This window comes from Polynucleobacter sp. CS-Odin-A6 (genome assembly GCF_018882095.1).
GTDB lineage: Bacteria > Pseudomonadota > Gammaproteobacteria > Burkholderiales > Burkholderiaceae > Polynucleobacter.
Window position 1 is genome coordinate 18209 of record NZ_JACVPD010000003.1, and the last position, 21465, is coordinate 39673.

Consider the following 21465-nt stretch of genomic DNA (forward strand, 5'->3'; position numbering starts at 1 on the left):
GCACGCTCGAATCGTGATGGGCACCCAAAATCCAATAAAATCAACCTTGTTGATATCTTAGCTATTTAAATAGCCTTCAATAACACTTTGATAAGTTATAAGCATGAGTGAAATTCCTTCCTGGCTTCAAGCGGCACGAGACGCTTGGCATTGGCGTGGTTCAAGCAGGCCTGATTTTGCCCAATTGCCCGGACCGGGCCAAGTATCCGTATGGGATTTTCCGCGTCCACCGCAACTACTTTTAGATCATCGCGAGGTGATCGTGCGCTGGGGCAATGTGCCAGTTGCTCGAACAGATCGTGCGATTATGGCATTGGAGACTGCGCACCCACCGACCTTTTATTTGCCTTGGGCAGATGTTGATCAGAGCCTATTCCAGCTAGCGGGGGGAGGTTCTGTTTGCGAATGGAAGGGACCTGCTAAGTACTGGTCTTTGGTAGATGGTTCGCGCTCTTTAGTAAAGGTTGCGTGGAGTTATCCGAGCCCCTTACCTGGCGCTGAGTTATTAAAAGATTGTGTAGCGCTCTACGCAACCTCACTGCAGTGCACGGTTGGAGGTCAGCCAGTAACACCCCAGCCCGGAGGATTTTATGGTGGCTGGATTACACCAGAACTGGTTGGCCCATTTAAAGGGGGCCCTGGAAGTCATGGCTGGTAAAACCCGCTATAGCCCTAAGGTGAAAAGTCGCTTTCACATTTGGCCAATGATCAGTAAGACCTTCGGCTTTACTTTTTTCGATTCAAACGGATTGAAGCGTTTTAAGTTGAATGGCAAAACTACCTGCTTGATGATTAGAAATCAGGATGCCAAACTCAATGACATCAGAAAAGGATAGGATAGGTGCATTAACAAGCTGTCCACGAACAGTTGTTTTAAATTGACTTGCACTAAATTGATACGTTTGCCAAGTTGGTTCAGCAATGAAATCTGCTGCATAGGTTACCCGCGGCGCTAAGGCAGTTCGCAAGATGAGCTTATAACGTTGGCCATCCCCTTTTGTTAAAAGTTTAAGCAGTTGAGTACCCCGGGGGAATCCGGCTGATGAGCGCATAGAGGCAAATCCACCGTTATTTTCAAGTGAAACTAGGCCTTCAAAAACCATACCCTGCGCATCTTGACGCAGGCTTGATTGAGACATACCACCCATTACGCCATCATTCACAATCCAGCAATCACGCATCACATTTGGGTTAGTGAAATCCATATCAATTCCTTGCGCACGAGATAGTCCTGCCCAGCTTAAACAGTAAACGCTGCAGGTGAAAAGAAAGTGCCTTCTTGAGTTCAATGAGTTTAGAAATAAGCTGACAGGTGGACTATTGATTTGATTAGATAGACTCCATCAAGGAGTCTATCCCCCGTTACAAGCCCGGGTTCTTTCGTATACTTTCCACCAGAGATTTAGTCACATTGGGGTCAGCGCCATTTCCCCAGCTAGATCTGACGTAATTCGCAATCTCTAGAATCTCTTGATTGCTTAGTCGAGAGGCAAAAGACGGCATCGCAATGTAACCATCACGTCTTTTGATGCCTCGAACCATCACCTTAATAATGTTGTTGGGCTGGTCAGCCATGACTACTGGGTTGCCTGCCAAGGGCGGGATGACCCCATTAATACCTCTACCAGAGGACTGATGACAGCCGCTGCAATTCTCAACATAAAGCTTAATACCAGTCAGAGCCGTAGCATCCACCTTTTTGCGTTCCTCAGAGAGGCTGGAATTAGCGGGGATGGATTTGAGATACGTGCCCATTGCGAATAAATCCGCATCCGTCATTTTCCCAGTGCTGTTATGGACTACTTCCTCCATCGGGCCTAATACAGTGGTTTTATTCTCATATGAGCCTGTTTTCAAAAAACGCGCAATATCTGCGGCAGACCATTTGCCAAGACCTGTTAATGGGTTTGAGGTGAGATTGAGGGCATACCAGCCATCAATAACAGAGCCCGTATAGGCCTTTGAGTTTTCAATTGCCCCCATCAAATTGCGAGGGGAGTGGCAAGAGCTACAGTGGCCTAGACCCTCCACTAAATACGCTCCACGATTCCAGACTGTAGATTGAGCTGGGTCAGGCTTATAGGATCCCGCCTTGAAGAAAAGCTCCCGCCACACAATCATGCTGGCGCGAATATTAAAAGGGAAATCCAAGTTGTTGACATTCACGGGATTAGAAACTGCTGGAATCGTTCTTAAATAATCATAAATCTTGTCTGAATCTGCTCTAGTTACTTTGGTGTATGCCACATAAGGCATAAACGGATAGAGATCCTGATCTTTTTTATTCACACCATCATGCAAGACCCGAAAAAAATCATCTTTACTATATGCGCCGATGCCTGTTTCCATATCGGGAGTAATGTTTGGTGTTAGTAGATAGCCAAACTGATTTGCCATTTTGAGCCCACCGGCAAACGGTTTGCCACCAGGCGCAGTATGACAAGAAGTGCAATCGCCCGCGATAGCTAGGTAGGCACCTTCTTTTACAGCATCATTGGCAAGGGCACTAAAAGACAAGAGTGCAATGGTTACGCAAACAAATAAATTTTTGAATCCGTTGACTACAGTTGACAAAGTGCGCACCATCAGACTGACCTTTTGCAATATTAGAAAATGAGTAGATGAATTATCTTATAGATTTAGCTATGCATTTTAAATAACACGATAACCACAATGTCTGGCCATTATGAATCAATTGGATAGTGTGGATGTAGCCCCTAATGAATGTATCTAAGATCTAGTTCGCGCCTTGAAATCGCATCAGGCAGGTCAGAAAATCTAAGTCCAAAGTAGGTAAAGTTTTTACGGATTGGATGCCCCTGAAGCTAGGTACGCTCTACACAGTCTAATTTCTACATTTCCCCCCGTATTAGAACCATGTTTAAGAGGTCTTTTATATGGCGAATTCCTTTGGAGTGCGCTCTTTGACTTGTGTATAGCCCCTCTAAACGCATCAATTTGAGACATCCGCTAGATTAATATATTAAAGTCTGTTAAAACATGGAGGGTATATAGATGGTGATAAAGTTGTTAGCACCAAATTAATTGTTAATGGATTTGAAATTAACCATTTAGTAATGGTAAAGATTAATGAGTAAAAAGAATTTAAATTTTGGAGATTGAATTATGAATAATAAAATGCGATTAGTTTTTTTTAGCGCTTCATTAGTATCGATAGTTTTTTCTGGCGCCACTTTTGCCCAATCTACTATTGACAAGGTAAAGTCATCTGGCGGAATTACTGTCGCGTACAGAGAGTCTTCAATTCCTTTTTCGTTCCTCAACGATAATGGCCGCCCAACCGGATTTGGATGGGAAATTTGTGGAAGAATTGTTGATAAGGTTAAGCAGACTGCCGGCCTAAGCGTCATTGAAGTTAAATCTCAAGCGGTTACATCGCAGAACCGGATCCCGTTACTACAGAATGGAACAGTGGATATTGAGTGCGGTTCAACGACGAACAATTCTGAGAGGGGTAAGCAAGTTAGCTTTGCTACCAACTATTTCTACACTGGGACACGCTTTTTGGTTAAAGCCAATAGTGGTATCAAGGATATCAATAGTCTTAAAGGTAAAACAGTAGTTTCAACTACGGGCACTACTAATTATCAAATATTGAGAAAACTCAATACGGATTCCAATCTTGGATTTAATTTAATTGGCGCCAAGGATCATGCTGATGCATTCTTAATGGTTGAGACTGGTAAAGCAGATGCTTTTGGCATGGACGATATTTTGCTGTACGGTTTGCGTGCTTCGTCTAAGAATCCAGCTGAGTTTGCAGTAGTTGGAGCGCCTATTCAGGTTGAGCCGTATGCAATCATGATCAGAAAAGATGACCCGTCCTTTAAGGCATTAGTTGATGGTGTACTTGCTGATTTGATCAAGTCCGGCCAGTTTGAAGAAATGTATAAAAAATGGTTTATGTCCCCAATTCCACCTAAGGGCATCAACTTAAATGCCCCGATGAGTAAAGAGTTGAAGGACAACCTGAAGGCTCTGTCAGATAAGCCTGCAGCATAATTTACGTATTATTGTGTAGTGTTGATGTGATTATGAAACCCGGAGCTTAGGCTTCGGGTTTTTTTATAGGGCGTATATTTCAGTGCTAAAGTCAAAAGACTATCGCTTGGTAGGGGTGCTAGGAGGCATGGGCCCTCTAGCAACTGTAGACTTTATGACCAAGGTGATTGAGTCAACCCCTGCAAGTTGCGATCAGGACCATATTCCATTGATCGTTAGCTGTATTCCTCAGATACCCGATAGAACCCAAGCTTACAAAGGTGAGGGCGCCTCTCCCTTGAGCGAATTGATAGCGAATGCCAAACGATTAGTCGATGCTGATGCTCAGGTCATTGCAATTGCCTGTAATACTGCGCACCTTTGGTTTGAGCAATTAGAGAAGGCAGTTCCTATTCCAATCATCCATATTGTCGATTCTGCAATTGAGGCTATTTATAAGATAGGAAGCTCTCGACCTGTTGTGGGTTTACTGGCTACGGAAGCCACGATTTCTTCCGGTTTATACGTTGATAGGGGTAACTCGATTTTAAGGGCGCAGTGTAAAGAGCTTGCCTGGCTACTCCCATCACCAAAAGAGATTTCAGAGTGGGTTATGCCTGCAATTACAAGTATTAAAGAGGGTAATTTAAAAGTAGGGCATGCCTTATTGATAAAAGCCGCAAATGCCTTGAAAGATAGAGGCGCTACTGCAATTATTATGGGATGTACTGAGATACCTTTGGTTTTAAGGTCATCAGATATTGACGTGCCCTTAGTTGATCCGACGCAATCTCTAGCTTCTAAGGTGGTGGAGTGGTCAACTCAGCAGGATGTAAATTTAATTCAACCTAGACCTCGATCAATTGATTCAACCAGCAGATAAACTTGGCCACGTATGTGTTGTAGGTGCTGGCATCGTCGGTGCAGCAACTGCATATGCCTTATCTAGGGCCGGTTGGTTAGTGACGATCGTAGATAAAGAATCTGGCCCCGCACAACAAACTAGTCAGGCGAATGGTGGCCAATTAAGTTACTCCTATGTTGAGCCTTTAGCTACGCCCTATGCCCTAAAAAGAATTCCATTTTGGCTATTTTCAAAGAATAGCCCTATCAAGTGGGCTCCACAATTTTCGATGCGCCATTTTCGCTGGCTGCTTGCATTTGTACTGGCATGTAACACCAGGCAAGTAAGGCGCTCGACTATCGATCTATTGGCTCTCTCTGGCTTAAGCAGGGAGGTTTTGCAGCAATGGCTTAGTGAAACCGGAGTGAATGTAGATGACATTGGTTTTAGACGATCAGGTAAGTTGGTTATATTTAGAGATAACCAGCAGTTAAAGGCTGTTCAACAACAAGTGGCATTTCAGGCAAAGCATGGCTGTATTCAGCGAATACTAGATAAGCAGGGCTGTTTACTAATTGAGCCTGCTTTGAGGCATGATGAAGGTGCAATTGCCTTTGGTGTTTATACGGAGTCTGAAGAGGTGGTCGATTGCGCCAAACTCACCAAGTTACTGCTCGCTGCAAGCGGTGCAAAAACGATTTTTGCTAACGAGGTAGTCAATTTTAATATTGCACAGAGAAAAATTCAGTCTCTTGAGCTAAAAGACGGCACCATATTGAAGGCTGAGCAATTTGTTTTATCTGGAGGCAATGGGGTAAATCACTTACTAGAAAAGTTGGGAAAAAGCCTCCTAATCGAGCCAATTAAAGGATATAGCATCGATTTTGCTATCAAAGACACGTCAGCGGTACCCTCAACTTGTATAACGGATCAGGGTCATAAGGTAGTCTTTGCTAAGATTGGAAATCGCCTTAGGGTCGCCGGCTTTGCTGAAATCGTAGGGGACACGCTTGAAATTCCACAAGACCGGATTGATTCGTTAGCAGCAGATACCGAGACACTATTTCCCGGAGCCATTGATCAAAATGATGCCCTCCCTTGGGCGGGATTAAGGCCGGCCTCGCCAACAAGCCTTCCTTACCTAGGTCGAATTGCGTATGAAAACTTATGGATCAATGCAGGTCATGGCGCATTAGGTTTGACCCTGGCACCAGGCTCTGCCAAAGTCTTGGCCTTTATGATGATGGGTAAAGTTCCTCCAATTAATGTGGATAATTTCACTTGCCGATAAAACTAGCAGTTTTACTTATTATTAGGTCGTATCTATGAAATACACGTTTGAGTGGGATGTCTTTCTCAAAAGTATAGGCGGTAATGAAACTTATTTAACCTGGCTTATGACAGCTTGGCGCTGGACCTTACTTGTTTCTGTTTTATCTTTTGCATTGGCTTTCTTTGCTGGTTTTTTATTTGGGGTATTGCGCACCACAAACAATAAATACTTAGAACGTATTGGTAATGCTTGGGCGGAATTATTTAGAAATATTCCTCTTTTAGTTCAATTATTTCTTTGGTATCACGTAATACCTTCCCTGTTTCCAATCATGAATAAGATCCCCAGCTTTTTATTGGTGGTGATTGCATTGGGGTTGTTTACATCGGCTCGTATTGCTGATCAAGTGAAAGCAGGGGTTTTCACCCTTCCGACCGGTCAGCGATACGCCGCTCTAGCTTTGGGCCTCACAGTGGTTCAGTCCTATCGCTACGTTTTGCTTCCGCAAACCCTTCGAATTATCATTCCGCCACTGACGAGTGAGGCGATGAATATTGTTAAAAACTCTTCAGTTGCCTTTGCGATTGGAATTGCTGAGCTAACAATGTTTGCAATGCAGGCCCAAGAAGAAACTTCTCGGGGTATCGAAATATATTTAGTAGTAACGGGGTTATATTTTATTTCAGCTTTTATTGTCAATTTAGTTGCTCAGTTTATAGAGTATAAAATCTCCATCCCTAGTTCAACAGGAGCAAGAAAATGAGCCTGATGAATCTTGACTTTAGTTTTTTTACTTGGCACATAATCTCAACTTTTATTCTTAAGGGGCTCGTATTTTCTTTGCACCTTACGCTGGTAGCCATGATAGGAGGCATCATTCTTGGCACCATTTTGGCGATGATGCGTTTGTCTAGTCTGAAATGGTTAAGTGTTCCTGCTTTGGTATATGTGACTACCTTGCGTTCAATCCCACTGGTAATGGTGATTTTGTGGTTCTTTCTTCTGTTGCCCTTGCTCACCGGCCAGACCTTAGGCGCTGAATATTCAGCGCTCATTACCTTTACTGTTTTTGAGGCGGCTTACTATTCTGAAATCATGCGCGCAGGTATTCAAAGTGTAAAAAAGGATCAGGTAAATGCCGGATACGCTTTAGGGTTAACCTACTTTCAAAGCATGCGATACATCATTCTGCCTCAAGCCTTTCGAAATATGCTCCCTGTTTTGCTTACGCAAACGATTATTTTATTTCAAGATACTTCTCTGGTTTATGCCATCGGTGCTTATGATCTTCTGAAAGGTTTTGAGATACTTTCTAAAAATTACAACCGACCTGTAGAGGCATACCTAATAGCTGCCGTCTTATATTTCATCATCTGCTTTGGACTGTCATATTCAGTAAGACAAATTCAAAAGAAAATTCAAATTATTCGCTGAAGGTTTATATGATTGATCTAAAAAACGTTTCAAAATGGTACGGATCTTTTCAGGTCTTAACTGACTGCTCCACATCGATTCAAAAAGGCGACGTGGTTGTGATTTGCGGGCCATCGGGTTCTGGTAAATCCACTCTTATTAAGACAATTAATGCGCTTGAGCCATTTCAGGCTGGTGAAATTATGGTCGACGGAATTGCACTGCATGATCCAAAGACGAATTTACCTCAGTTACGAGCGCGAGTTGGGATGGTATTCCAAAGCTTCGAACTTTTTCCACATTTAAGTGTTACTGAAAACTTGACGCTGGCACAAATGAAAGTGCTCGGTAGATCAATTGACGAGGCTAAAACCCATGGCCTCAAGTATCTTGAGCGGGTTGGCTTAATGGCGCAAAAAGACAAGTTTCCAGGTCAGTTATCTGGTGGGCAGCAGCAGCGTGTTGCTATTGCTCGTGCCCTGAGCATGGATCCGATTGTGATGTTATTCGATGAGCCAACCTCTGCGCTGGACCCTGAGATGGTTGGTGAGGTCTTAGATGTCATGGTGAAGTTAGCCAATGAAGGCATGACGATGTGTTGTGTGACCCATGAAATGGGCTTTGCTCGCAAAGTCAGTCACCGAGTGATCTTCATGGATGAGGGAAGAATTATTGAAGACTGCAGTACGGATGATTTCTTTGGTAAGCCCGAGGCCAGATCTCCAAGAGCTAAAGACTTCTTATCCAAAATTTTGGACTATTGATTCAAACATGTATTTCGGTAAAGACTTCCTTTGTATGCCTAGGCTATTAAAGGAAAAATCTCCCTCTGAGTAAATTACTTTAGCCAAGCATGGGGCGCATGAACATGATTCAATTTTTCCGTTTAAGCTTTTTCCTAATCAGCTCATCCTTACTCCTTTTAGCCTGTAGCGTGGATAAATTGGAGGCTAGGCTCCAAGCGGATCCGCAGTGCAAGTCTGTTTTGAATCAAAAAACGGGTGCTCTGATGCCTTGTCCCGGAACCGATAAGGAGTTTTATCGTTCTATACCGGCTTTGAATGTAGTTGCTTCTGAGTCGAGCCAGACTCAAGCGCTTGCAAGCAAAACCCTTTCAAGCCAAGTAGCAAGTCCTAAGATTGCCGTCCCATCACCAGAGTGCAAGCCTCAGTTGCACCAAAAGTCGGGAAGTCTGATGCCGTGTCCAACCCCTTAGTCCCTGAAAGTGCGGTGAAATTTAGATTGCTATGTATGATGGACGGATTAGTCTAAAGGAAACTCCTTGGGCAAACCACTACCCGGGAATCAAAATGAAAAAACTTGGCACTGTATTGACGATGCTATCTTTAGCGGTGTTATTGGCTGCTTGTAGCAATACCCCCAAATTGGCAAGTCGGCCAATGCCAAAATCCGGTTTCTTGCCTAACTATTCACTCTTGGTTCCGATGTCAATTAGTGAGTCCGATACTCGTATTTGGAGATATCGCAAAGCTGGCATCAATCCTGGTTTTTACACGGCAGTAATATTGGACCCTATTTACTTAAATCAGAATGCCACCAAAGAAGTGACAGCCGATGTAATTAATCAAGCTAAAGTGGCTTTGCAAGCTTCGATGGTGGAGGCTATTAATAGTCGTGGCAATATCAGCATTGTTAATCAGCCAGGTCCAGGCGTAGCGCGTATCTCGGTTGGTATTACCGGTGCAGAGAGTTCAACAGATAGCATGCAACCTTGGAATTTTACTCCCATTGGCCTGGCATTAAGTGCGGCTGCTTATGCCGGTGGTGTGAACTCCAAAACGCCTGCTATGTTGGTAGAAAGCAAAATTACCGATAGTCAATCCAAAGAAGTGATTGGAGAGGGCTTAGTGACCATTGAAGGTGAATCGTTCAGAACGAGTGGCGGCTCCGTAGAATCATTTATAGCCATGGCTAAGAAGGTTGTGAGGGTAGCGCTTGAAACCTCAGCAGACCCAAGAACTACTAGCGCTAAATAATAGCGGCGGGCGCAGCCCTGTCTTTGTCACTGCTGCGGAAATTCAGGCAATGGCCAATTGCTAATCTATTTAGAGAGCTTCGGTAATTTTTTAGAATCCGCCGCCCAGGTCAATACGATCTTTGGATCAATCTTGAGGATTTTCTTATTCTTATTCGGGTAATGCACTCGGGTCAACAGATTGGCAATCAAGTTGAGGTGAGCTAGTTTCTTATCATTTGCGTTGATCACAGTCCAAGGCGCAAGGGTTGAGCTGGTCTGCTTCAGCATTTTATTGCGTGCATCCGAATATGTTTTCCACATCTTCTGAGCTTTTTGGTCAATCGGACTAATTTTCCATTGCTTCAATGGATCCTTGGCGCGATCTTTCAGTCGAATGGCTTGCTCTTCCTTGGTGATGTCGAGGTAATATTTAATTACTTGTATGTCGGAGCTCACCAACAAAGATTCAAACGCATTCACAGTCGCCATGAACTGCTTATATTGATAATCGGTACAAAACCCCATTACCTTTTCAACGCCAGCACGGTTATACCAACTGCGATTGAATAAGGTGAATTCACCGGCAGCGGGGAGTTCGGCAATGTACCTTTGAAAGTACCATTCACCTTCCTCGCGGGGGGAAGACTTATTGAGGGCAATTATTCGAGTATCTCTAGGGCTCAAATTCTCAACGATGCTTTTAATTGAGCCATCTTTACCTGCGGTATCACGTCCTTCTACGATGACTAAGAGACGCTTACCTTTATCAATGATGTGATGCTGTAATTTGACTAACTCAATCTGTAGCAGTCTTAAGTCTGCCTCGTAAGTATGCTCAGGGACTGCTGACTTACTCACGGGCAGATCTTGCTTATCATTAAATCTTATTCAGTGGGTGTTGTTGGAACTACTTTTTTTGCCGGAATCTTCTTAGCAACCGCTTTTCTAACTACCGCCTTCTTAGCAGGCACTTTTTTTGCCGCCACTTTTTTGGCGGGCGCTTTCTTTGCTACTGCCTTCTTAGCAGGCACTTTCTTGGCTGGGACTTTCTTTGCTACTACTTTTTTAGCCGGAGTCTTTTTCTCCATCTTGTCCAAAGCTTTGGCAAGCTTATCGATTAATTTTTCTCTATCGGCTTCCAACTTGTCTAATTTTTTTAATAACTGCTTAACCAATTTTTTTTGACTCATGATGTCTTCCTTTTAGGAGGGTGCTTTTAGTGAAATTTGATAAAAGGCTGGTGCCCACCCCTTTATCCTACGTTTAATTACAGCGAGATTCAAGTCATTATTGCAGTTAGGGTTATATTTAATTTGATGCTACATTGAGACGCTATGTTCAAAACTTTGCGATCTCTACCACATACGGTCTGGTTGATTGGTTTGATTAGCTTTGTCAATGATGCCGCTAGTGAAATGCTGTACCCATTGATGCCTTTGTATCTGGCAACTGTGTTGATGGCTGGTCCAAGAGCTTTAGGTCTGATTGAGGGGGTAGCGGAGGCTAGTTCGAGTATCTTTAAATTGGTTTCAGGTGTCATTGTTGACCGAACTAAAAAGACTAAGCCTTGGATCGTGATTGGCTATTTCTTGGCTGGAATTGGGAGGCCGCTCATCGCCTTGGCTAATTCTTGGGCATGGGTATTGTGTATTCGTTTTACTGATCGTCTTGGAAAGGGCTTAAGAAGCTCTCCTCGAGATGCGTTATTGGCGGAAAGTGTTGCCCCCAATCAACGAGGGCTTACTTTTGGATTGCATCGATCCATGGATAATGCTGGCGCGGTGTTGGGCCCGCTCATAGCAGCTTTTCTGCTATCGATGCAGGTGCCTTTGCGAGATATTTTTCTCTGGGCTGCGGTGCCTGGAGTTATTGCGGTGACGCTAGCGCTTTGTCTCCGAGAGCCGCCTCGAGACCACCGGCTAGTGCCCCCATTTTCTTGGTCACTCAAGGGCTTATCTCCGCAGTTTAGGCGCTACATTCTCGTTGCTGGAATTTTTGCTTTAGCTAATTCCTCAGACATGTTTTTATTGTTAAGGGCGAGAGAGCTTGGGGTGCCGCAGGAACAGATTCCTTTGCTCTGGGCAGCGATCTCCTTGATCACTACTTTATTTGGAACGCCACTATCAGCACTCTCAGACCGATTTAGCCGGAAGCATTTTATTCTGATTGCCTGGCTTGCTTTTGCATTCTTTTATATAGCGATGAGCTTTACTGGTATCACCATTTGGATTCTCTGCGGTCTATTTGCAATCTATGGGTTATTTAAAGCAGCAACCGAGGGGGTAGAGAAGGCACTGGTGGCTGACCTAGCTCCTGCAGGAATGGCGGGCACCGCCTTTGGCTGGTTCAATCTCATTACCGGATTAATGTTGTTACCAGCCTCCCTAATATTTGGTTGGCTTTATGAATCCTTCAATCCCCAGTATGCCTTCCTATTTTCAGGCTCCTGCGCCGTGCTGGCATTTATATTGCTTGCTTTTTGGGTATTTAAGAGTAAACCAGAAGATCGAGTTAACATTTAGCCATCATTTCACTTTAATCAGAAAATATCCCTATGCAGCTTCTCTTCAAAAACTTCCTCGTAATGAGCTTATTGCTGATCAGCGCTTTGGCTACGGCACAAAAAAATGACGCCATCATTCAGACTGCGCAAATGCAGGAAGCCCTTGCGCGCGGGGCAATCGTGTGGGATGTCCGCGATGAAAAAAGTTATTTAGAGGGCCATATTCCAGGCGCAATTAATATTGGCGAAGTGGGTAATGTACTCCGTGATCCCAACAAAGAGGATTACATCGCTACCGAGAAGATTCAGGCTATTTTTAATCGGGCTGGTCTTGATGTGAATCGCGATATCGTGGTGTACGGCTCGCGAGGAAACCCTTATGTATATTTCGGCTTGTATACCGTTAACTACTTTGGCGGTAAGCAGGCGCAAATCTATCACGACGGCATTGATGCATGGAAATCCGCTGGTTTACCGATTCAAAAAGAGCGCGCTACCTTGCCTACGATTTCGGTCACGCTCGTTCCTCAGCCTCAGTTATTGGTTACGAATGAAGAAATGCTCAAGATGGCCCAATCCAAATCGGTTCAAATCATTGATGCTAGAACGCCCGATGAGTTTTCGGGTAGAGATGTGCGTGCGATTCGTGGTGGCCACATTCCGAATGCGATCAATATTCCCTTTGAGAGCAATTGGCAGGATCCTGACGCTGCGATTAAGCTGAGCAAGAAGCAAGTTTCTGATAACTCAGGCATGACTCTCAAAAGTCAGGAAGACTTGAAGAAGCTCTATTCTGGCCTGGACCCCAATCAGGACACGGTCGTTTATTGTCAGAGTGGAGTGCGTGCAGCAGAAACGGCTACGGTCTTAAAAAACCTCGGGTTCAAAAAAGTCAAAGTCTATGACTCATCCTGGTTGGGCTGGGGAAACAACCTCAAAGCACAGGTTGCGGATGAAACTTTCTTAAATGTCGGCGCACTGAATGCGAAGATGTCGGCAATGCAAAACAAGATAAATCAGCTAGAGGAAGCCTTAAAGGCCAAAAATAACTGATGGATTGCTTGATGGCTTATTGATTGTTCGTTCTTAATTAAAAAACCCCAGAGAGTCAATTCTTCTGGGGTTTGTCTAAATAACGCCAATTACTCCGGGTGGAAGTTATTGCTAGCCATGAAGCTAATGGTGCGCTCGAAGCCAAGGATGCGGATATAGCGCCAAGCAATGTCACGATATTTGCTATCCAGGTAGCCAATAGCAACTTCAGGAGTCCTGCTTGACAGGTCGATTTGTTGAATAGAACGGGCCCAGCGTTTAAGTCTTGTTGACATATTTGTCACCTCCATGGGCATACAACGCCTAGAAAAGTGACTGAGATGACAAGAATTACAGAATTTTTTAATAAATTGTCTAAAAACAGCAATATTGCGGCTTTTTTTGTTCCTCAGTCCTGTATTTCAGAAGCAGCACGCTCCTTTTTAGCTGCTTTGGCACGCGCTTTAATGGGTTTTAGGTAAATAAGCAGGCTAATAAAGCCAACGGTACCTAGAATAGTTTCTAAGGCGGCCATCCAGAAATTAGCCCCCGTTTCCAGAATGCGGACCAAACCCTCGGTGATGTACAGCAGGATCATCAACGCAGCCCATTGCATGGTGTACACCTTGCCCTTCCACAGGCCGGGAATGGCAAATAGGAGCAGAATGCCTTTGAGTATTAACCAAGAGCCGCCTGGCCTAAGGGGGGAGATAAACCACTCCCAGGCAACGCACTGAATGAACAGCGCAACGAAGGCAGCAGTTGCAAGCAGTTGGTATGGATCTTTATTGCGCCAGTCCTTGAACATGAATTACCTTTATATGAGTTTGAGTGCGGCAGTGCCTAGGCGCTTGCCTTGGGCAATAGCCAGACGTTGCTCCTCTGCGCTAATCGGCGCTCGACCATCGGCGTGAGCCAAGTGGGTAAGGCCATAAGGACTACCTCCAGAAGAAGTGCTCATCAAATCTGGTTCACTGTAGGGGATGCCCATGATCACCATGCCGTGGTGGAGTAGGGGAATCATCATCGTCAGCAGGGTGCTTTCCTGGCCACCATGGAGGCTGCCGGTGCTGGTAAAGACGCAGGCTGGCTTACCAATGAGAGCGCCATTGAGCCACTCTGAGGAGCTGCCATCCCAAAAGTATTTCATGGGGGCAGCCATATTGCCAAAACGTGTGGGTGAGCCTAGCGCTAGACCAATACATTCTTGTAGATCGGCATACTCCACATAAGGTGCACCATCGTCAGGAACGGCTGCCTCAGTAGCCTCACAAACAGTTGAGATTGCCGGTACAGTGCGAAGTCTGGCGTTGACTCCGGGGATGCTTTCAATACCTTCGGCAATGAGGCGCGCTAAGTCACGGGTAGCGCCGTAACGGGAGTAGTACAAAACTAAAATATCAGATTGGCTCATATTCTTCTCTTATGATATGGGCGATGCGCCTCATTCGGAATCCTCAATTATGGCTCTCTCTTGGAAAAGAGATCTGGGAGCGTAATCGTGGTCAGAATTTGCAGCAGGTGGCAGCAAGCCTGGCCTTTACTACAACCTTGGCACTGGTCCCGATGCTGACAGTGGCCTCAATTTTGATTGGTTACTTGCCTAGCGTTGTGCGAATTAAGTATGCGATTCAGGATTGGCTGCTCGATACCTATATGCCTGGGGGCTTAAACCAGCAGGTCTTTAATTACCTAGATCAATTCTCTGCCCAGGCCAAAGGCTTAACTTTGATTGGCATTATTGGACTTGTCATCACCACGATCATGACAATGGCAGTCATTGAGGGCGCCTTTAATCAGATCTTTCGAGTCACCCAAAGGCGGCCTATCTTAAAAAAAATTAGTATTTATTCTGCTGCAACCATACTAGGTCCTATATTGCTGGGTATCGGCACGTACTTGAGCGGACTCTTATTTAGCGCCGCAGAGGGCTGGACTGAGGCACTCAGCTTGGGCTTGGGGCTGGTGGCAACGATTGTTCCAATTCTGCTGGCAATGTCGGTATTCTCGGTAGCTTATAAAGTCCTGCCTTATGCATCTATCCGGTGGCGCGATGCATTCTACGGCGGATTCTTTGCTACGCTCACCTTTGAAATCATGAAGTTTGGGTTTGGACTGTTTTTGACGAATGTCGCCTTTTACAAAACAGTCTATGGCGCCTTTGCTATCTTTCCTCTGGCGCTCCTGTGGATTTATTTAACTTGGTGGATCACCTTGGCTGGGGCAGTGCTGGTTGCCAATCTTCCCAGTGTCCGCAGCGGTCTTATCAGGGTTATTCGTTATTGAACTATCAAATTGATCCTTGATTCCATGAGGGCTTGAGAATATATTGTTTACATAGGCACTGATTCCTGGAGACGACATGAAGGTATCTGACATATTGCGTGTGAAGGGCGGCACACTATTCACCGTGGCGCCCGAGACGTCCTTGAAGACTGCGGTCTTGGTGATGAGTGAGCATGACATTGGTTCACTAGTAGTGATGGAGTATGACAAGCTTGTTGGCATGCTGACATTTCGTGAGGTCATGACAGCCTTAGCCCAACATCACGGTACATTGGATGATCTGAAGGTACATAGCGTGATGAATTCCAAGCCCCTCACTTGCAACATGGAGACGGAGATCGATGAAGTCCGCCGCATGATGCTTGTAGAGCATGCACGCTATCTACCAGTTGTCGATCAAAAAATGCTGATGGGGGTCATTTCTTTCTACGATGTTGCTAAATCGGTTGTGGAGTCACAAGATTTTGAGAACACCATGCTCAAGGCGTATATCCGTGACTGGCCTGAAGAGGCGGAAAAATCGGCTCCTTAGGTCGGCCCTAGCCCAAGCCCCAGACAGATGACATAATGTCGTTATGTCAGGAAATACTTTAGGCCTTCTCTTTACGGTCACCACTTTTGGTGAATCTCATGGTCCCGCGATTGGCGCTGTCGTCGACGGTTGCCCTCCAGGAATGCTTCTGTGTGAAGCCGATTTGCAGATGGATTTAGATCGTCGTAAACCGGGAACGTCGCGTCACGTGACTCAGCGCCAAGAGGCTGACATGGTTGAAATCTTATCTGGTGTATACGAGGGCAAAACGACTGGTACGCCTATTTGTCTCATGATTCGCAATACGGATCAACGCAGCCAAGATTACGGCGATATTCTGCAAACATTTAGGCCTGGCCATGCTGATTACACCTATCACTATAAGTACGGTTTGCGCGATCCTCGCGGTGGCGGTCGTTCATCAGCAAGACTCACTGCGCCGGTAGTGGCAGCAGCAGCCATTGCGAAGAAGTGGCTTAAAGAACAATACGGTACTGAGATTTATGGCTACATGAGCCAACTCGGTGAAATCAACATTCCATTTCAAGATGCTTCGCTGATTGGGAGCAATCCTTTCTTCTCTGCAAACGCCGAAATTGTGCCTCAGCTAGAGGCGTATATGGATGCGCTACGCAAAGCAGGAGATTCTTGTGGGGCAAAGATTGAAGTGCGGGCGCGCCATGTTCCAGTGGGGCTAGGTGAGCCTCTATTTGATAAGTTGGATGCCGATATTGCGCATGCCATGATGGGGATTAATGCTGTAAAAGGGGTTGAGATCGGCTCAGGCTTTCAATCGGTAGCTCAACGCGGCAGCGAACATGGTGACGAGCTTCATCCGGATGGTTTTGCCAGTGATCATGCTGGCGGTACTCTAGGGGGCATTAGCAGTGGACAAGATTTGCGCGTATCGATTGCGATCAAACCAACCTCTAGCATCTTAAGCCCGAAACAATCAGTTGATTTGGATGGAAAACCCATTACGGTACAAACCAAGGGGCGTCATGACCCATGCGTAGGTATTCGGGCAACACCAATTGCAGAGGCCATGCTCGCTTTAGTATTGATGGATCATGCTTTGCGGCATCGCGCTCAATGTGGTGACGTAAAACATCCTGTTGCAGCAATCCCAGCAGCACGCCCCGGTTCTGTAGCTGACTAATTTATCCCTCTAAGAAAAAGAAAATGACAGCTTCCGTGCGTTGGGCCTTCGGGTCCTTTTTCTTTTTATATTTTGCTTATGTAGGTTTAGTTTCTCCGTTCGCTAGCCTCTTTTTTCTAGAGCGTGGTTTTAGTGTGATTGAGATTGCGGTGCTAATGTCGATGTTGCAAGTGACGCGAATTGTTGGTCCTTTCTCATGGGGCTGGTTATCTGATTATCTTTCTAATCGGATTGGCATTATTCGTTTCTGTGCTTGCTTGGCCGCGGCGGTATTTCTGTGCATCTTTTTCTTACAAAGTTACGCTGCATTCTTTGTTTGGATGTTCGTGTTCCACACGATTTTGAGTAGCCTCATGCCATTAGGTGAATCCGCTACGGTTCATGCCTTGTTCAAAGATAATTCTTTTGATAAACGGTATGGGCGTTTGCGCTTGTGGGGCTCAATTGGCTTTATTGCAATGGTGCTGTTTGCAGGAGAGCTGTTTCAGCGAAATGGTATTGAACTTTATCCAATTGTAGGCATGGTCATCTTGGCCTTTTTAGCGCTAGTGACCTTTCGATTGCATGAGCCTAAGATCGAGCGTCGCAAGATGGTGAAGGGCGAACTCTTAGTAGTGTTATTTAATCCGGATGTGCGTTGGTTTTTGTTGTCTGGATTTTTTATGATCTTTGCACATGCCGCTTTGTACGTATTTTATTCTCTGTACTTAGCAGATTTGGGTTACAACAAATTTCAAATCGGTTTGTTTTGGGCGCTAGGTGTTGCTGCTGAAGTGATCTTCTTTTATTTCCAAAGCAAGGTGCTTAGCCGCTTAGATCCAGAAGTGATTCTCCAAATTGCCTTTGGTATTGGTGTGTTTCGATTTGTCCTGATTGCTTTCTTTCCGTTGACTTGGGTATTGATTCTCGCGCAACTCATGCATGCTGCTACTTTTGGGGCTCACCATAGCGCTGCAACTAAATTACTACAGCGTTGGTTTACTGGCCCCCTGCAGGCTCGTGGCCAAGCATTAATGGCGACAGTCTCTTATGGCTTAGGCGGAACACTAGGTGGTTTAGTTGCTGGATGGCTGTGGGATGCAACGCAGCCACGCAATGTATTTGTGATGTCCGCTTTAGCTTGTGGTCTAGCGGGTATGGCAATTCAGAAACTGCGTCCTAGTCACAATCGAACTACATAGAAGCATAGTTTGGCCCGCCGCCGCCCTCAGGGGCAATCCAAATAATATTTTGGCTCGGATCTTTGATGTCACAGGTTTTGCAATGGACGCAATTTTGTGCATTAATTTGCAGTTGGGGCTGACCCTCTTTTTCCACATATTCATAAACGCCAGCAGGACAGTAGCGTTGCTCCGGACCTGCATAGGTTTTGAGATTCAGGCTTACCGGAACGGATTGATCTTTGAGCGTTAAATGACTCGGCTGATTCTCTGCATGATTTGTATTGGATATAAAGACAGAGGAGAGTCGATCAAAGGTGATTTTGCCATCGGGCTTTGGATAGTCGATTGGCTGATGCAGTGAGGCTGGTTCTAGACACTCATGATCTGCATGTTTTAGGTGAATCGTCCAGGGCATATTTCCTCCTAAGAGTTTTTGCTCTAGACCGACCATCAAGGTGCCAAGGTAAAGTCCTTTAGACATCCAAGGTTTAAAGTTCCGTGCCTGACTAAGCTCAGTGTGTAGCCAACTATTGTTGAATGCCTTCGGATAGGCAGTCAAGACATCAGCGGAACGATTTTCTGCAAGAGCGGCAACGGCTGCTTGGGCAGCCAGCATCCCCGTCTTAATCGCAGCATGACTTCCCTTAATACGCGAAGCATTTAAAAATCCTGCATCGCAGCCGATCAAGGCGCCGCCCGGAAATACGGTTTTTGGTAGGCTATTTAAGCCGCCAGCGGTGAGTGCGCGGGCCCCATAAGCAAGACGCTTGCCGCCTTCAAATGTTTCCCGAATCTTGGGGTGCAATTTGTAGCGCTGGAATTCTTCAAAGGGGGAAAGGTAAGGGTTCTTGTAGGACAAGCCTACTACCAAGCCAACCGCCACTTGATTGTTATCTAAGTGATATAAAAATGAGCCACCATAGGTATCGCTTTCTAAAGGCCAACCCGCGGTATGCACTACTAGACCAGGTTTACTCTTAGAGGGCTCTACTTCCCAAAGCTCTTTAATCCCAATCCCGTAGCTTTGTGGATCCGACTCTTGATCTAATGCAAACTTGGAGATGAGCTGCTTGCCTAAGTGACCGCGTGAGCCTTCGGCAAATAGGGTGTACTTCGCGCGTAACTCCATTCCTAACTGGAATTGATCTGTAGGCTGGCCTTCTTTATCCAAGCCCATCGAGCCCGTGGTCACACCACACACTGCACCTTGCTCGTCGTACAAAATCTCCGCCGCAGGAAAGCCGGGGAAAATGTCGACACCCAGACTCTCGGCCTGTTGGCCAAGCCAGCGAGTGACATTAGCCAAGCTAATAATGTAATTACCTTCATTCTTAAAGCAATGAGGCAGCATCCAATTGGGTACTTGAAATGAACTCTCTTTCGTCAGAAATAAAAACTGGTCTTGAGTGACTTCAGTATTCAGTGGCGCCCCTAATTCTTGCCAGTTGGGGAAGAGCTCTGTGAGCGCCTTGGGATCCATCACTGCACCGGACAAAATATGCGCGCCGATTTCTGAGCCTTTTTCCAGTACGCAGACACTGATTTCTTTGCCAGAATCCTGGGCAAGTTGTTTGGCTTTAATGGCTGCAGAAAGACCAGCTGGGCCGCCACCCACGATCACCAGGTCGTAATCCATGGATTCTCTGGGTCCAAATTGGGCGAGTAATTCTTGGGCAGTCATTCAATTTCTCCAACGGGGCTTAAAAACTGGGGTGAATAAGTGATTTCCAGCATTTTTACTAAATATCCAGCTTCAAACCACATCCCATAGTTTAGTTCTAAGCAGAAAAGCCAGTGTGGCGCCTATTGCGATCGGTCTTTGGAATCTAAAGCGTTATGATTACTTTTTACCTTTTTTAGCAATATTAGGACGAATTTATGAATAAAACTTACCCATCGGCTGTAGATGCCTTAAGGGATGTCTTGAAGGATGGTCAGAAACTGGCTGTTGGCGGTTTTGGTCTGTGCGGCATACCTGAGGCATTGATTGCCGCAGTGAAAGATTTGGGCGTGCAAAATCTGACGGCAATTGCCAATAATGCTGGGGTAGACGGCTTTGGTTTGGGTTTATTGCTTAACTCAAGACAAGTGAAAAAGATGGTCGCTTCTTATGTTGGCGAAAACAAAGAATTTGAGCGTCAATATTTGGCCGGTGAGCTGGAGTTGGAATTTACTCCGCAAGGTACCTTGGCTGAGAAATTGCGTGCTGGTGGTTGTGGTATTCCTGCTTTCTACACCAAAACTGGAGTAGGTACTCTGGTCGCTGAGGGCAAGGAAGAAAAAGAATTCGATGGTGAGCGCTACATCATGGAGCGCGCCATCATTGCGGATGTCTCTCTAGTGAAAGCATGGAAAGCGGATAAGTCAGGTAATTTGGTTTATCGCTACACAGCGCGTAACTTCAATCCCATGGTTGCGATGGCAGGCAAGATTACGGTCGCTGAAGTCGAAGAAATTGTGGAGAACGGTGAATTAGATCCTGATCAAATTCATACGCCAGGCATTTATGTGCATCGCTTAGTTCTCAATACAACGCCTGAGAAGCGTATTGAGCAACGCACTTTGTCTGCAGCTTAATACCTATAGACACCATATAAAAACAGTAGAGAATATTTAGGAAGATCGATATGCCTTGGAATAGAGATGAAATGGCAGCACGTGCTGCTAAAGAGTTAAAGGATGGTTACTACGTTAATTTAGGTATTGGCATGCCAACCCTAGTAGCTAATCATGTGCCTGAAGGAATGGAGGTATGGCTCCAATCGGAAAATGGTTTATTAGGAATTGGGCCTTTTCCGACCGAGCAAACGATTGATGCTGATTTAATTAATGCGGGTAAACAAACCATTACAACCTTACCTGGTTCATCTATCTTTTCTTCTGCAGATTCTTTTGGAATGATTCGTGGTGGAAAAATTAATATTGCCATTTTGGGTGCAATGCAGGTGAGTGAGCATGGCGACTTAGCAAACTGGATGATTCCGGGGAAGATGGTCAAGGGCATGGGTGGGGCTATGGACTTGGTTGCTGGTGTGAAGCATGTAGTTGTCTTAATGGAGCATGTCGCAAAGAAGAAAGATGGCACTGAAGAAATCAAGATTCTGCCAAAATGCACTTTGCCTTTGACTGGTGTAGGCGTAATTAGCCGCATTATTACTGATCTCTGCGTGTTGGACATTACTCCTAAAGGCTTGAAATTGGTGGAACTGGCTCCTGGAGTCACTAAGGAAGAAGTGCTCTCTAAAACAGGTGCTCCTATTGACACTGCGGGCGTCTAATC

Annotated in this window: 25 protein-coding genes; 17 read left to right on the forward strand and 8 right to left on the reverse strand. The window is 45.4% G+C overall.

The window, feature by feature from the left end:
- The first annotated feature begins 103 nt into the window (after positions 1–103).
- Positions 104–658, forward strand: a complete 555-nt coding sequence (locus ICN15_RS07600) for a DUF427 domain-containing protein (RefSeq protein ID WP_216202117.1) — start codon at positions 104–106, stop codon at positions 656–658.
- An 82-nt stretch (positions 659–740) separates the two neighbouring features.
- On the opposite strand, the gene ICN15_RS07605 is transcribed toward ICN15_RS07600, so the two are convergent.
- Both ICN15_RS07605 and ICN15_RS07610 read right to left on the reverse strand, forming a co-directional pair.
- On the reverse strand, positions 741–1205 hold the full coding sequence (locus ICN15_RS07605) for a CIA30 family protein (RefSeq protein WP_216202118.1): 465 nt from the start codon (positions 1203–1205) through the stop codon (positions 741–743).
- Positions 1206–1362: 157 nt separating this feature from the next.
- Entirely contained in the window at positions 1363–2586 is a 1224-nt protein-coding gene (locus ICN15_RS07610) for a cytochrome c (RefSeq protein ID WP_216202119.1), read from the reverse strand.
- 552 nt (positions 2587–3138) lie between these two features.
- On the opposite strand from ICN15_RS07610, the gene ICN15_RS07615 reads away from it, so the two are divergent.
- From ICN15_RS07615 to ICN15_RS07650, 8 genes are all read left to right on the forward strand, one after another.
- Complete coding sequence (locus tag ICN15_RS07615) at positions 3139–4023, forward strand: amino acid ABC transporter substrate-binding protein (protein WP_216202376.1); 885 nt, start codon at positions 3139–3141, stop codon at positions 4021–4023.
- Positions 4024–4105: 82 nt separating this feature from the next.
- Entirely contained in the window at positions 4106–4885 is a 780-nt protein-coding gene (locus tag ICN15_RS07620) for an amino acid racemase (protein WP_216202120.1), read from the forward strand.
- Positions 4866–6137, forward strand: a complete 1272-nt coding sequence (locus ICN15_RS07625) for a D-amino acid dehydrogenase (RefSeq protein WP_216202121.1) — start codon at positions 4866–4868, stop codon at positions 6135–6137. Before ICN15_RS07620 ends, ICN15_RS07625 begins: the two co-directional genes overlap by 20 nt.
- A gap of 34 nt (positions 6138–6171) precedes the next feature.
- Positions 6172–6882 carry an amino acid ABC transporter permease gene (locus ICN15_RS07630; RefSeq protein ID WP_216202122.1) on the forward strand — a complete coding sequence of 237 codons (711 nt, stop codon included), beginning with the start codon at positions 6172–6174 and terminating at the stop codon, positions 6880–6882.
- A 5-nt stretch (positions 6883–6887) separates the two neighbouring features.
- The gene (locus tag ICN15_RS07635; protein ID WP_370625435.1) at positions 6888–7553 is read left to right on the forward strand and encodes an amino acid ABC transporter permease; all 666 of its coding nucleotides are present in this window, start codon (positions 6888–6890) and stop codon (positions 7551–7553) included.
- Between the two features lie 8 nt (positions 7554–7561).
- The gene (locus tag ICN15_RS07640) at positions 7562–8296 is read left to right on the forward strand and encodes an amino acid ABC transporter ATP-binding protein (protein WP_216202124.1); all 735 of its coding nucleotides are present in this window, start codon (positions 7562–7564) and stop codon (positions 8294–8296) included.
- Between the two features lie 104 nt (positions 8297–8400).
- Complete coding sequence (locus tag ICN15_RS07645; protein WP_255532926.1) at positions 8401–8748, forward strand: hypothetical protein; 348 nt, start codon at positions 8401–8403, stop codon at positions 8746–8748.
- 94 nt (positions 8749–8842) lie between these two features.
- Positions 8843–9529 carry a DUF3313 domain-containing protein gene (locus ICN15_RS07650; protein ID WP_216202126.1) on the forward strand — a complete coding sequence of 229 codons (687 nt, stop codon included), beginning with the start codon at positions 8843–8845 and terminating at the stop codon, positions 9527–9529.
- A gap of 65 nt (positions 9530–9594) precedes the next feature.
- Here ICN15_RS07650 and ppk2 read toward each other — a convergent pair whose 3' ends face one another.
- Positions 9595–10368 (reverse strand): polyphosphate kinase 2, encoded by a 774-nt coding sequence (gene ppk2, locus ICN15_RS07655; RefSeq protein ID WP_370625431.1) that lies wholly within the window; start codon positions 10366–10368, stop codon positions 9595–9597.
- A gap of 26 nt (positions 10369–10394) precedes the next feature.
- Positions 10395–10700 carry a serine/threonine protein kinase gene (locus tag ICN15_RS07660; protein ID WP_216202127.1) on the reverse strand — a complete coding sequence of 102 codons (306 nt, stop codon included), beginning with the start codon at positions 10698–10700 and terminating at the stop codon, positions 10395–10397.
- Positions 10701–10844: 144 nt separating this feature from the next.
- Between ICN15_RS07660 and ICN15_RS07665 the strand changes: the two genes are divergently transcribed.
- Both ICN15_RS07665 and ICN15_RS07670 read left to right on the forward strand, forming a co-directional pair.
- A complete protein-coding gene (locus tag ICN15_RS07665) occupies positions 10845–12032 on the forward strand; it encodes an MFS transporter (RefSeq protein ID WP_216202128.1) in 1188 nt (395 codons plus the stop codon).
- A gap of 62 nt (positions 12033–12094) precedes the next feature.
- On the forward strand, positions 12095–13066 hold the full coding sequence (locus ICN15_RS07670) for a sulfurtransferase (RefSeq protein WP_216202129.1): 972 nt from the start codon (positions 12095–12097) through the stop codon (positions 13064–13066).
- Between the two features lie 89 nt (positions 13067–13155).
- Here the strand turns inward: ICN15_RS07670 and ICN15_RS07675 are convergent, their stop codons facing one another.
- The 3 genes from ICN15_RS07675 to wrbA form a co-directional block, all read right to left on the reverse strand.
- Positions 13156–13341, reverse strand: coding sequence for a hypothetical protein (locus ICN15_RS07675; RefSeq protein ID WP_216202130.1), 186 nt, complete (start codon positions 13339–13341; stop codon positions 13156–13158).
- A 113-nt stretch (positions 13342–13454) separates the two neighbouring features.
- Positions 13455–13853, reverse strand: coding sequence for a DUF2069 domain-containing protein (locus tag ICN15_RS07680; RefSeq protein ID WP_216202131.1), 399 nt, complete (start codon positions 13851–13853; stop codon positions 13455–13457).
- 9 nt (positions 13854–13862) lie between these two features.
- Positions 13863–14459, reverse strand: coding sequence for an NAD(P)H:quinone oxidoreductase (gene wrbA, locus ICN15_RS07685; RefSeq protein WP_216202132.1), 597 nt, complete (start codon positions 14457–14459; stop codon positions 13863–13865).
- Positions 14460–14482: 23 nt separating this feature from the next.
- Between wrbA and ICN15_RS07690 the strand changes: the two genes are divergently transcribed.
- The 4 genes from ICN15_RS07690 to ICN15_RS07705 all read left to right on the forward strand — a co-directional run bounded on the left by ICN15_RS07690 (position 14483) and on the right by ICN15_RS07705 (position 18203).
- Entirely contained in the window at positions 14483–15331 is an 849-nt protein-coding gene (locus tag ICN15_RS07690; RefSeq protein WP_216202133.1) for a YihY family inner membrane protein, read from the forward strand.
- A 76-nt stretch (positions 15332–15407) separates the two neighbouring features.
- On the forward strand, positions 15408–15863 hold the full coding sequence (locus ICN15_RS07695) for a CBS domain-containing protein (protein WP_216202134.1): 456 nt from the start codon (positions 15408–15410) through the stop codon (positions 15861–15863).
- Between the two features lie 43 nt (positions 15864–15906).
- Complete coding sequence (aroC, locus tag ICN15_RS07700) at positions 15907–17022, forward strand: chorismate synthase (RefSeq protein ID WP_216202135.1); 1116 nt, start codon at positions 15907–15909, stop codon at positions 17020–17022.
- 23 nt (positions 17023–17045) lie between these two features.
- Positions 17046–18203 carry an MFS transporter gene (locus tag ICN15_RS07705; protein WP_216202136.1) on the forward strand — a complete coding sequence of 386 codons (1158 nt, stop codon included), beginning with the start codon at positions 17046–17048 and terminating at the stop codon, positions 18201–18203.
- On the opposite strand, the gene ICN15_RS07710 is transcribed toward ICN15_RS07705, so the two are convergent.
- On the reverse strand, positions 18196–19866 hold the full coding sequence (locus tag ICN15_RS07710) for an electron transfer flavoprotein-ubiquinone oxidoreductase (protein ID WP_216202137.1): 1671 nt from the start codon (positions 19864–19866) through the stop codon (positions 18196–18198). The genes ICN15_RS07705 and ICN15_RS07710 overlap by 8 nt on opposite strands.
- Positions 19867–20063: 197 nt before the next feature.
- Between ICN15_RS07710 and ICN15_RS07715 the strand changes: the two genes are divergently transcribed.
- Together ICN15_RS07715 and ICN15_RS07720 are read left to right on the forward strand one after the other, a co-directional pair.
- Positions 20064–20762 (forward strand): CoA transferase subunit A, encoded by a 699-nt coding sequence (locus ICN15_RS07715; RefSeq protein WP_216202138.1) that lies wholly within the window; start codon positions 20064–20066, stop codon positions 20760–20762.
- A gap of 50 nt (positions 20763–20812) precedes the next feature.
- A complete protein-coding gene (locus ICN15_RS07720) occupies positions 20813–21463 on the forward strand; it encodes a CoA transferase subunit B (RefSeq protein ID WP_216202139.1) in 651 nt (216 codons plus the stop codon).
- Positions 21464–21465: the final 2 nt, after the last annotated feature.